Source organism: Caloramator australicus RC3 (assembly GCF_000297115.1).
Lineage (GTDB): Bacteria > Bacillota > Clostridia > Clostridiales > Caloramatoraceae > Caloramator > Caloramator australicus.
In genome coordinates this window covers 1-11,241 of the sequence record NZ_CAKP01000037.1, presented here as the reverse complement: position 1 = coordinate 11,241, position 11,241 = coordinate 1, and the positions used below count along the sequence as shown (strand labels likewise).

Annotated in this window: 12 protein-coding genes; all 12 read right to left on the bottom strand. The window is 31.1% G+C overall.

The window, feature by feature from the left end; genetic code table 11:
- Positions 1–50: 50 nt before the first annotated feature.
- On the bottom strand, positions 51–1,430 hold the full coding sequence (gene ffh, locus CAAU_RS04255) for a signal recognition particle protein (RefSeq protein WP_008908195.1): 1,380 nt from the start codon (positions 1,428–1,430) through the stop codon (positions 51–53).
- 15 nt (positions 1,431–1,445) lie between these two features.
- Entirely contained in the window at positions 1,446–1,775 is a 330-nt protein-coding gene (locus tag CAAU_RS04250; RefSeq protein ID WP_008908194.1) for a putative DNA-binding protein, read from the bottom strand.
- Positions 1,776–1,827: 52 nt separating this feature from the next.
- On the bottom strand, positions 1,828–2,748 hold the full coding sequence (gene ftsY / locus CAAU_RS04245; RefSeq protein WP_008908193.1) for a signal recognition particle-docking protein FtsY: 921 nt from the start codon (positions 2,746–2,748) through the stop codon (positions 1,828–1,830).
- 2 nt (positions 2,749–2,750) lie between these two features.
- On the bottom strand, positions 2,751–6,293 hold the full coding sequence (gene smc / locus CAAU_RS04240; RefSeq protein WP_008908192.1) for a chromosome segregation protein SMC: 3,543 nt from the start codon (positions 6,291–6,293) through the stop codon (positions 2,751–2,753).
- Positions 6,294–6,467: 174 nt separating this feature from the next.
- Positions 6,468–6,728 (bottom strand): stage V sporulation protein S, encoded by a 261-nt coding sequence (locus CAAU_RS04235; protein ID WP_008908191.1) that lies wholly within the window; start codon positions 6,726–6,728, stop codon positions 6,468–6,470.
- A 51-nt stretch (positions 6,729–6,779) separates the two neighbouring features.
- Positions 6,780–7,862: an elongator complex protein 3 gene (locus CAAU_RS04230; protein WP_008908190.1), complete on the bottom strand. Its 1,083-nt coding sequence runs from the start codon at positions 7,860–7,862 to the stop codon at positions 6,780–6,782.
- Complete coding sequence (gene rnc / locus CAAU_RS04225; RefSeq protein WP_008908189.1) at positions 7,855–8,571, bottom strand: ribonuclease III; 717 nt, start codon at positions 8,569–8,571, stop codon at positions 7,855–7,857. The genes CAAU_RS04230 and rnc overlap by 8 nt, the downstream gene beginning before the upstream one ends.
- A gap of 42 nt (positions 8,572–8,613) precedes the next feature.
- Entirely contained in the window at positions 8,614–8,847 is a 234-nt protein-coding gene (gene acpP, locus CAAU_RS04220; protein WP_008908188.1) for an acyl carrier protein, read from the bottom strand.
- A 123-nt stretch (positions 8,848–8,970) separates the two neighbouring features.
- Complete coding sequence (gene plsX, locus CAAU_RS04215) at positions 8,971–9,978, bottom strand: phosphate acyltransferase PlsX (RefSeq protein WP_008908187.1); 1,008 nt, start codon at positions 9,976–9,978, stop codon at positions 8,971–8,973.
- A gap of 62 nt (positions 9,979–10,040) precedes the next feature.
- The gene (gene rpmF, locus CAAU_RS04210; protein WP_008908186.1) at positions 10,041–10,217 is read right to left on the bottom strand and encodes a 50S ribosomal protein L32; all 177 of its coding nucleotides are present in this window, start codon (positions 10,215–10,217) and stop codon (positions 10,041–10,043) included.
- Positions 10,218–10,229: 12 nt separating this feature from the next.
- Positions 10,230–10,721: a YceD family protein gene (locus CAAU_RS04205; RefSeq protein WP_008908185.1), complete on the bottom strand. Its 492-nt coding sequence runs from the start codon at positions 10,719–10,721 to the stop codon at positions 10,230–10,232.
- Positions 10,722–10,879: 158 nt separating this feature from the next.
- Positions 10,880–11,241: UPF0236 family transposase-like protein (locus CAAU_RS14175; protein ID WP_192811179.1), on the bottom strand; the 362-nt coding region annotated here is incomplete at its 5' end.

Genomic DNA, 11,241 nt, shown 5'->3' with positions numbered 1-11,241 from the left:
CCATTCTTCTAAGTCTCATCTTAACTGCCATTAAATTTTCTAACCTCCCTTTAAAAATTGTTTAGCTTTTTAATTTTATTTTTAAAAAGTAAAAGGGAAAAATTTAAATTTTCCTTTTTCACATGTTTTTGCATATCAGAAAACTGCTTCATCATCTTTCTCGCCTGTTCAAAATTATTTAACAACTTATTTACATCCTGAATAGTAGTTCCAGAACCTTTTGCTATTCTTTTTTTGCGACTAGAGTTTATTATTGAAGGATTTCTTCTTTCTTCCTTGGTCATAGATTTTATTATCGCCTCAATTTTTGCCATTTCCTTTTCATTTTCTTCAAAATCTATATCATCAAGCTTACTAGTGTCCAATCCAGGAATCATTTTAATTAAATCCTTTAAAGGTCCTAATTTCTTCATTTGCTGCATCTGATCTAAAAAATCTTCCAAAGTAAATTCTTGTCTTTCTAATTTTTGCTGCATTTCTAGTGCTTTCTTCTCATCGATAGCCTGCTGTGCTTTTTCTATTAGACTTAATATATCGCCCATCCCTAATATTCTTGATGCCATTCTATCAGGATAAAAAATTTCCAAATCCGACAGCTTTTCACCAACACCAGCATACTTGATGGGCTTCCCTGTCACAGCTTTAACTGATAACGCTGCTCCCCCTCTGGTATCTCCATCTAGCTTAGTTAATATAACTCCTGTTATATCTAATTTGTCATTAAAACTTTGAGCCACATTAACTGCATCTTGACCTGTCATAGCATCAACAACCAAGAGAATCTCATCTGGATTTACCTCTTTTTTAATGCCTTCAAGTTCAAGCATTAACTCTTCATCAATATGAAGTCTACCTGCTGTATCTATTATAACTATATCCTTTGCATTCTTTTTTGCATATTCTAAAGATGCCTTTGCTATATCAACGGGGTTAACCTTATCGCCTAAAGTAAACACAGGAATGTCAATCTGTCCGCCGAGAATTTGAAGCTGCTTAATAGCAGCTGGTCTATATATATCAGCAGCAACCAATAGGGGATGTTTGTTGTTCTTTCTAAGATGAAGAGCAAGCTTAGCTGCCATAGTAGTTTTTCCAGCCCCCTGTAGACCAACAAGCATTATTACTGTAGGAGGCTTAGGTGATATATTGATTTTACTTTCAGTGCTTCCCATCAGTTTAATCATTTCTTCATGAACAATCTTTATAACCTGCTGGGCAGGGGTTAGGCTTTCCATTACCTCTTGGCCAATTGCTCTTTCTGTTACAACATTTATAAAATCCTTAACAACTTTATAATTCACATCAGCTTCAAGAAGGGCTAGCTTAACCTCACGCATTGCATCCTTAACATCTTTTTCACTAAGTTTACCCTTACCTCTTAATTTTTTAAATGTTTCCTGTAATTTATGGGTTAAACCCTCAAATGCCATAAAAAGCCCTCCTAATTAGGAATCAATCAACTCTTCTATTAGTTCAATTATAGGTTGTAAATCTTTATCCTTCTTTTCTAATAATAAATTTTTGATAACTACAAGCCTTTGCTTTTGTCTTAAAAATTTATCTACTAATCCTAATTCTTTTTCATAGTCCAAAAGAGTCTTTTCGCTTCTTTTTATTATGTCGTGGACTGCTTGTCTTGAAATATTCATTACTTCTGATATCTCACTTAATGACATATCCTCTTCATAATGATAGGACATTATCATTCTTTGCTTTTCTGTTAATAAATTTCCATAAAAATCCATAAGCATAGTTATATAGCTTAATTTATCCATAAATATCATCCTCTATTATACTAACAGAAACTTTTAAAGGTGTCAAGTATTTTTACTTAACACTATCAAATAGTGCCTTTACAAACATTTCAGGATTAAATTCTAGTAAGTCTCCTATTCCTTCTCCAACCCCTATCATTTTAACTGGGACATTTAATTCATTGCTTATTCCAATAACTATTCCTCCTTTAGCTGTTCCATCAAGTTTTGTCAATATTATACCATTCACATTGCTTACATCCATAAACTCCTTTGCCTGCAAAAGAGCATTTTGTCCTGTGGTAGCATCAAGAACAAGAAAAGTTTCTTTATAGAAGTTTTCACCTTCCCTCTCTATAACTTTATTTATCTTTCTCAGTTCCTCCATCAAATTCTTTTTATTATGAAGTCTTCCAGCAGTATCACATATTAAAATATCAGCTTTCCTTGCCTTTGCTGCTTGAAGAGCATCAAAAACTACTGCTGCTGGATCCGAACCTTCTTGATGCTTGATTACATCAACTCCAACCCTTTGTCCCCAAACTTCTAGCTGATCAATGGCAGCTGCCCTAAAGGTATCAGCTGCAGCCAATAAAACTTTATAGCCTTTGCTTTTGAAAAAATGAGCTAATTTGCCTATACTTGTAGTTTTCCCAACACCATTAACACCAACGACCATAAAGACAGCAGGGAATTGGGGCGGAATAATTTTTAAATTTTTATCCCTTTGCATTATATCCATCAATATATTTTTAAGTTCTCCCTTTGCATCCTCTGGATCAGAAATTCGTTTATCCTTTATATTTTTTCTTAGCATCTCTATAATATCTTGTGTAGTTTTTACTCCAACATCAGACATGATTAAAGCCTCTTCAAGTTCCTCATAAAATTCTTCATCTAAATTAGAATTTAATGAAAATATAGCATCTACCTTTTGAACTAAATTATCCCTTGTCTTTACTAAACCTTCTTTAAGTTTTTCAAACCAGCCCATAGCTATGCCTCCTTTAGTTTTAATGAAAGCAACTTTGATACTCCCTTTTCCTCCATAGTAACTCCATATAATGCATCAGCTGCACTCATAGAACCCTTTCTATGAGTTATCAGTATAAACTGAGTGTTATTTGCATACTTTTTTAGATAGTTAGCAAATCTTAATACATTTGCATCATCAAGGGCAGCTTCAATTTCATCCAATATGCAAAATGGTGTAGGCTTGAATTTTAATAACGAAAAAATTAATGCTATAGCAGATAATCCCTTTTCTCCTCCTGAGAGTAAAGTTATATTTTGTAATTTTTTTCCAGGAGGTTGAACTATTATTTCAATTCCTGATTCTAAAACATCACCATTATCTATTCGCAAATCAGCATATCCACCACCAAATAATTCCTTGAAGGTTTCATTAAAATATTTCCTTATTATGGAAAAATTAGTTTGAAACTGCCTTTGCATTTTTTCAGTCATGTCTTTAATTACTTCTAACAGCGACTCCTCTGCTTCTATTAAATCCTTTTTTTGTTCTGATAAGAAATTATATCTTTCTTTTATTTTATTTAATTCCTCAATTGCACCAATATTGACTTCACCTAATTCCTTTATTTGAGCCTTTAACGAGTTTATCTTTTTATTTGCATCTGAATTATTAAAGTTTTCATTTTTATACTTTTGTGCCTGTGGAATCGTCAATTCATATTCATCCCATATCCTTTGATTTAATAACTCTATTTCTGATTCCTGCTTTGATTGGGTCATTTCAAGCTTATGAACTATGCTTGTAAGCTCTGCAATTTCCCTATTATTTTTTGTTAATTCTTCCTCTAAGCTGTTTATTTCTTGAGCCATTAAATTTTTGCAATTAAAAAGCTCATCTTCTTTCTTTTTGTTTTCTTCTAAAGCATTATTTAGCTTATTTAGTTTTTGGCTTTGATTTAATATTTGACTATTTAAATTATTTATCTTGTCTTCAATTTCTATAATTTTTCTTTCTATTTTTTCCTCATTATCTTTAAATTCCTTTAAATCCATATTAAGTTCTTCAATTTTTGTTGTTAACGAATCCATCTCTTTTTTGAGCTCTGCAAATATTACCTTTTCAGATGTTAATTTAGTATTAATAGCTTCTTTTGATTTCTCAAACTCAACAAAATTTTTATTTAATCCTTCCAATTCCTTTTCCAAACTTATTTTTATTTCATTGTTTTTATTTATTTCCTCCGAATATTCATTTTCGTTCTGCTTTATTTTAGCTAGTTGATTATTGATTTGTTCTAACTCAACATTTATATCTTCAATGTCTTTATTTAACTCTAATATTTTCTCCTTTAAATTTTTAATATCGATTTCTTGTGTTGACGCGTTAATTTTTAAAATATTTAAGTTTGAAGATTTATTTTCTATATTTTTATTTAAGTTGTCTCTACTACTTTCTTTTGCTTTTATCAGCTTCATTAAATTGTTTAATTCTTGATTAAGATCTTCAATTTTATTCTTTAAATCATGAATTTCATTCTTTCTCTTAAAAATTCCAAGGTTTTTATTAGTTGTTCCACCGGTTAAAGAACCACCAGGATTTATTATTTCGCCATCTAATGTTACTATCTTATAATTAAAATCAGTTTTTTTGGCAAGGATGATGGCGTTATCAATATTATCACAAATCAATGTCCTTCCTAATAGACTTGTTATGATATTTTTATAAATAGCATCAAATTTAATAATTTTAGATGCTATTCCAATAAATCCTTTTGTCCCTTTAAAATTACCTTCGTCAGACTCATCTCTACCTTTTACCGTCGTAATTGGCAAAAATGTCGCCCTTCCTAATCTTTCCCTCTTAAGGTATTCTATCATTTCTTTTGCCAGCGTTTCATCTTTAACTACAATATTCTGAAAGGAAGAACCTAATGCTGCTTCCAGTGATATTTCAAAGCCATTAGGAACCTCTATTATATCTGAGACTGTTCCATAAAATCCTTCGTTGTTTTTATATTTATATACGAGGAACTTTACAGCTTTATTATACCCTTCAAGATCCTTTTCCATTTCTATCAGCATATTCAATTTAGTTTCACATGATTTAATGTTCTGATGAGCCGAATTAATCTGCATATTTATTTGCTTAATTTCACTTTCAATTTTAATTAGATGTGATTCTAAATCATTTAGTTCCTTATGGTTTTCTTCTATCTTTAGCTTAATGTCTTCATATTCGTTTTGCTTAATTTTAAGTTCTTCCTCTAATTCATTTATCTTTTCTTCTTTTCCGCTTTTTGCTTGAATTAAATTGGCATATTGCTTATTAAAATTATCCTTTATAAAACTTAGAGAATTCATTTTATTATTGAGCTCAGAAATTCTATTTAAAACTTCTATAAGTTCATTTCTTTTATTTTCAATTACCCTTTCATTTGCTTTATTTTCTTTAATATGTTCATTTAACTGATTTTCAATATCTTCGATTAATTTCTTTTGAAGTTTTAATTTTTCATCCATCCTTTGTTTTTCTGCAATTAATTTCTGTAATTTATCATATTTCTCAGATAAAATCCGATTATTATTTTCTTTTTCAATTAACAATCTTTGCTTTTCATTATTTTGATTTTCTTTTCTTTCTTTTAAAATTTCTATCTCTGATTTTGTCCTTTGAATTGACATTTCTAATTCATAACTAATATTACTAGACTTATCATAATCATCCTGAATTATTGTTAATTGATGTTTTTTTTCAGCAATTATTGTTTCAAGTTCTTCTTTTTTATTTTCTAATAAATTTAGTTTGTTGATATTTTCTTCTATATCCTTTAAAGTAATATCAAGCTTTTGTTTTATAAGATTATAATTATGCAAAATAGAATTTATTTCGATCATTTTTAATTCATCCTTTAGCCTTAAAAACCTTTCCGCTTTTTGAGCTTGAATCTCTAAAGGACCAATTTGTGATTCTAATTCTGTTAAAATATCATTAATTCTTACAAGATTTTGCCTTGTATTTTCTAATTTTCTTTCAGCTTCTGCCTTCCTTGTTTTGAATTTAGTTATACCAGTTGCTTCCTCAAAAACCAATCTTCTCTCGTCTGGTTTTGAGCTTAAAATCTCTTCTACTTTTCCTTGTCCAATAATAGAATAGCCATCAACCCCTATCCCAGTATCCATAAGAAGTTCATAAATATCTTTAAGCCTACATACTGTGTTATTTAAAAGATATTCGCTTTCACCAGATCTATATAACCTTCTTGTTATCTTAACTTCATTGTATTCAATTGGTAATATATTATCTGAGTTATCAAGAATTAAAGATACCTCCGCAAAGCTTAAGGGTTTCCTATTTTCAGTTCCTGCAAAAATTACATCTTCCATCTTTGATCCTCTTAGGGTCTTGGCACTTTGTTCACCTAACACCCATCTTATCGCATCACAAATATTGCTCTTTCCGCTTCCGTTGGGGCCAACGATGGCTGTTATGCCTTTTGTAAATTCAACTTCAACTTTATCTGCAAAGGATTTAAAACCCTTTATTTCTACGCTCTTTAAATACAAAGCCCATCACCTCATGTATATTTTAAAGGGATTTATCCGAAAGGATAAATCCCATAAATGCCATATAGCTAATTTTAAATATCAGCATTAGCTCACATTAGTATAGTATAACATTCTTCATAAAACAAATCAATCTTTTAATAAAGGAAAATAAATAGACCTGCAACGCAGGTCTTATCTTGGTTGAACGATAAATTTTATTGCTGTTCTTTCTTCTCCTTCAATCTCTATTTCTGAAAAGGCTGGAATTACAACGAGATCTATTCCATTTGGTGCTACATATCCCCTTGTAATGGCTATAGCCTTTACAGCTTGATTAACAGCTCCGGCACCTACAGCTTGAATTTCTGCTGTAGATCTTTCCCTCAATACAGCAGCAAGTGCTCCAGCAACAGCTTTAGGTTGTGATTGAGCTGATACTTTTAAAATTTCCATGATGATTCCCCCTTTTTTCTTAATTATTGTTATATATTCTATAAAAATACATCAAATCCTTCTTAAATTAGCAAATTTTGCAAAATCTTTTATTGACATTTTTCTACTTAAAGTATCAGCCTCAATAACAACCTCAAGACTGCTTAAATTATCATCAATAAACACCCTTATTGATTTGTCCTTATATTCGTTTACCAAAAGATTAAAATAATATTTTCTATTTGTATATAATTTAGAAATAGTTTTGTTATTTATAAATATTCTAATTTCCTTATACTCCTTAAAGTATTCATTAAAAATATATCGTATCATATCGCATATAATAGAGCCTTCAACCAATTCTCTAAATGCGGGATGAAAGGGCCCTGCTACCACATCTCTTCCTAACGCTATTCCTTCGCTTGCCTGCAATCCAACCCGAATAATGTTTATGTCGTTCTTAATAAATATAAGATACACTTTTTTTGTAATATTCACGGCATCCTGCAATGAAAGAGGAATATATAATCCTTCTTTAAACATCTTTTCCATCTCAGTATCCTTGATTACCAACGCCGGATAAATTCTAACAAAATTTGGTTTTAAATTTACTATTTCATTAGCCGTTTTAATATCTTTTTCTTCATTGTCCTTAGGAAGTCCTATCATCATCTGTAAACCAAGTTCAAAGTCAAATTCCTTTATTAATTCAACTGCTCTATAAACATCTTCTACAGTATGTCCTCTCTCTGCCGCCCTAAGAACCTCATCATCCATAGATTGAATTCCTAATTCAATTGTTTTAACTCCAAATGCTTTTAAATTATTTAATATAGTATCGTTTATATAGTCGGGCCTTGTTGATAATCTTATTGAATCTATTTTCCCATCATCGACAAGTTTTTTTGCTGCACTTAATAACTCCTTCTGATAATCAAAGGGAATACCAGTAAAACTTCCACCGAAAAAAGATATTTCAACAAAGGAATTTTTCTTATCGATGGTGCTCAAAACTTCCTCTGCCCTATTAATCACATAATCATAATCGACATGATCGTCTCTTCCCGTTATTTTTTTTTGATTACAAAACACACAATCATGTGGACATCCAATATGGGGAACAAAAATTGGGACAATATAATGCTTATTACTCATTAACATCTACTCCCAACTTAATGAGGGCATTTTTAGCTGCCATCTGTTCAGCCTCCTTCTTGCTTTTGCCAACCCCTAAACCGTATTTTATATTATCTAAATAGACTTCTATTTCAAACGTCTTATCGTGATCAGGACCCCATTGATTTGCAACTTCATATTTTATAGTGGATAATAAATTTCTTTGCACATATTCCTGAAGCCTAGACTTAAAATCTATATATTCCCTTCCTCTCGCAACGTTTTGTATTTTATGCTTTAATTTATTTAAAACAAAATCTTTAGCTTTATTATATCCTTGATCTAGATATATAGCCGCAATAACTGCTTCAGTGGCATCCGCCAACAAAGAGTCTTTATTTCGACCACCAGTTAATTCTTCACCTTTACCTATTCGTAAATACTTTTCAAGCTTTATTGCCCTTGCTAGTTCCGCTAGTGAGGACTCACAAACTACGCTTGCCCTTATTCTGCTTAACTTACCCTCTTGCCTGTCTTTATACTTTTTAAATATATACTCGCTAACTATTAAGCCCAATACAGAGTCTCCTAAAAATTCTAATCGTTCATTATGGTCGTTATATTTTAATCCATTTTCATTAGCATAGGAACTATGAGTAAGTGCCTTATTCAATAAATCTTTGTCATGAAAATTTACTTCAATTATTTTTTCAAATTCCTCAAGATGTTTTCGTCTTATACTATCCATAAGAACCTCCATAAAATTTAAAGCCCCGAATAATCGGGACTATTATATGTCGGTATGTTCCTTTATGTAATCTACAACATCACCTACTGTTTGCAACTTTTCAGCATCCTCATCTGGAATTTCTAAATCAAAATCTTCCTCAAGAGCCATAATAAGCTCTACTATGTCTAATGAATCAGCACCTAAATCATCAATAAAATGTGAATCCATAGTTATATCGTCTGGATCTACTCCTAATATGTCTGAAATTCTTTCTTTTATTTTTTCGAATATCATTATATTCACCTCCCTTCAAAGGATTCATCTATATAATATTATATAAAGCATAAAAGCGTCAATAAATTTATTAATTTTTTTCTTACTTATTTATTTATTACCAATTTCAAAAAAATATTCACATTAGCTATCAACTTCTTTATTTTTTTTAATTTCTTCTCTAATAAGTTCAATGACATTACCCTTTACACAATTTATAGATTGCCTTACAGCATTTTTTATTGCCTTTGCATTTGAACTACCATGAGCCTTTATTACAACTTTATTTACCCCAAGAAGAATTGCTCCTCCATATTCAGTATAATCAAAATCTTTTTTAAACTTTTTAAATACAGGTTTTAAAATTGCTCCACCAATTTTATAGATTAACGAAGAATATATTTCCCTTTTTAAAATATCAAAAATTGTCTGGGCTACTCCTTCGTAAAGTTTCAATATAACATTGCCCACAAAACCATCTGATAAAACAACATCACATTCGCCTTTTGGAATTTCCCTTGGTTCAATATTGCCAATAAAGTTTAAATTGCTATTTTTTAACATATTAAAGCTTTGCTTTATAAATTCTGTTCCCTTTTCCTCTTCTGCTCCTATATTTACAAGACCAACCTTTGGATTTTCCTTTCCTAAAACCTTCTTAGAATAAATACTTCCCATAATACCAAACTGCAATATGTTTTTAGGTTTACATTCAGCATTTGCACCTGAATCCAAGAGCATAAAATGTCCCTTCTCCCCAGGGATTACTGGAGCTAAGCAGGGTCTATCTATGCCATCTATCCTTCCTACTATAAACAAACCTCCAGCAAGAAGAGCTCCTGTGCTGCCGGCTGATATAAAAGCATCAGCCTTACCCTCCTTTAAATATTTTAATCCTACAACCATAGAAGAATCCTTTTTTCTTCTTATAGCTAATGTTGGAGATTCATCGTTAGTTATGATTTCTGTGGTATGAATTATTTGCAATCGATTCATTATATTTTTAAATTCCTCACTAATCTCTTTTTTTATTCCTTCTTCATCCCCTACTAAAATTATCTCTACATCATATTCCTTCGCTGCCATTAAAGCCCCCTTGACAATCTCTGAAGGTGCATTATCTCCACCCATACAATCTATAACAACCCTCATAAACAAACCTCCTATTTTATTTTAAAAGACAAAAGCACACCTTACGGTGTGCTAAAACTCAATTACTTTTCTACTACAACTTTATCCTTGTAATAACCACAGCTTGGACAAACCCTATGAGCCAATTTCATTTCATGGCATTGTGGGCATTCTACCATACCTGGCATAGCTAATTTCCAAGTTTGTGCTCTTCTTTTGTCTCTTCTTGATTTTGAATGTCTTCTGGCTGGATTACCCATATTTGCACCTCCTCAATCACCTTTAAAGAACTGTTTTAATGCCTCAAGTCTAGGATCGATAACATCCTTTAAACATTCACACTGGCCTTCATTTAAATTTTTACCACAAACCGGGCAAAGGCCTTTACAATCATCACTACATAAAATCTTTGCTGGATAGGACAGAATAATATTATCAATTATCATATCTTCTAGATTTATTCTGTCCTCTGTAATCATATATATATCTTCCCCCTGCTTTTTTGAATACTTTTCTTCAAAATCTATCGTCAGAGGGTAGTCAACAGGTGCTAAGCATCTTGAACAAAAAGATTTTATTTTTGTTTTAATAGTTCCCTTTAATAAAATATCTTCCCCATCTAAAATAGCTGTCCCTTTAATTTTTAATTTGTCTGCCAATTCTACAACAAAATCATCACGTTGTAACTTGCTAATATCAAGCTCTAAGTCAAAGCTCATTTCATTTGTCTTTTTTTTAATTAAATCCGTAACATTTAAAATCATACGCTCACCTCAAACAGCGCTACAATTCATTATATAGGCTTATATAAAATATGTCAAGGCATGAAGTTTAATTGATAGTGTCAAGATATTGTAGGTTAATTTTTATAGACAACCCCTTAAATTAGCTAGTTTCAAGGCGTTTGTTAAATTTAAAAAACTTAAATTATATTTTCATATTTTATTGATTTTAATATCCTGTAAATTGGCGTTACTTTCCCTATGTTCAATATCGTTATATTATTCATAACTTCACGTGAAGATTTATTTATCTTTCTTATCGCTTCTTTTATTTTCTTCTTACTTACCTTGAAGGCTTTTTCATCTTCCTTAAACACACTTATTTCCCTTAAATTTCCTCCATTCTTGCTAAATACCCTTAGCTTTGCCATTATCTTTAATCCTTCCTTGCTCCATCCTAATGGCCTGCTGCTTAATCTCGCCGATAATACATGGCTTACATGCCCTTCTGCGCTGCATCCTATTACATCATCGTCATCTTTATATATTTCTATCCCTTCCC

What these genes read in the sequence shown, in the direction of transcription:
- CAAU_RS04250 (WP_008908194.1), bottom strand. Translation starts at nt 1,775, where the DNA reads ATGGATAAATTAAGCTATATAACTATGCTTATGGATTTTTATGGAAAT.
- rnc (WP_008908189.1), bottom strand. Translation starts at nt 8,571, where the DNA reads ATGGATAGTATAAGACGAAAACATCTTGAGGAATTTGAAAAAATAATT.
- ffh (WP_008908195.1), bottom strand. Translation starts at nt 1,430, where the DNA reads ATGGCATTTGAGGGTTTAACCCATAAATTACAGGAAACATTTAAAAAA.
- CAAU_RS04230 (WP_008908190.1), bottom strand. Translation starts at nt 7,862, where the DNA reads ATGAGTAATAAGCATTATATTGTCCCAATTTTTGTTCCCCATATTGGA.
- plsX (WP_008908187.1), bottom strand. Translation starts at nt 9,978, where the DNA reads ATGAGGGTTGTTATAGATTGTATGGGTGGAGATAATGCACCTTCAGAG.
- ftsY (WP_008908193.1), bottom strand. Translation starts at nt 2,748, where the DNA reads ATGGGCTGGTTTGAAAAACTTAAAGAAGGTTTAGTAAAGACAAGGGAT.
- acpP (WP_008908188.1), bottom strand. Translation starts at nt 8,847, where the DNA reads ATGATATTCGAAAAAATAAAAGAAAGAATTTCAGACATATTAGGAGTA.
- CAAU_RS04205 (WP_008908185.1), bottom strand. Translation starts at nt 10,721, where the DNA reads ATGATTTTAAATGTTACGGATTTAATTAAAAAAAAGACAAATGAAATG.
- rpmF (WP_008908186.1), bottom strand. Translation starts at nt 10,217, where the DNA reads ATGGGTAATCCAGCCAGAAGACATTCAAAATCAAGAAGAGACAAAAGA.
- CAAU_RS04235 (WP_008908191.1), bottom strand. Translation starts at nt 6,728, where the DNA reads ATGGAAATTTTAAAAGTATCAGCTCAATCACAACCTAAAGCTGTTGCT.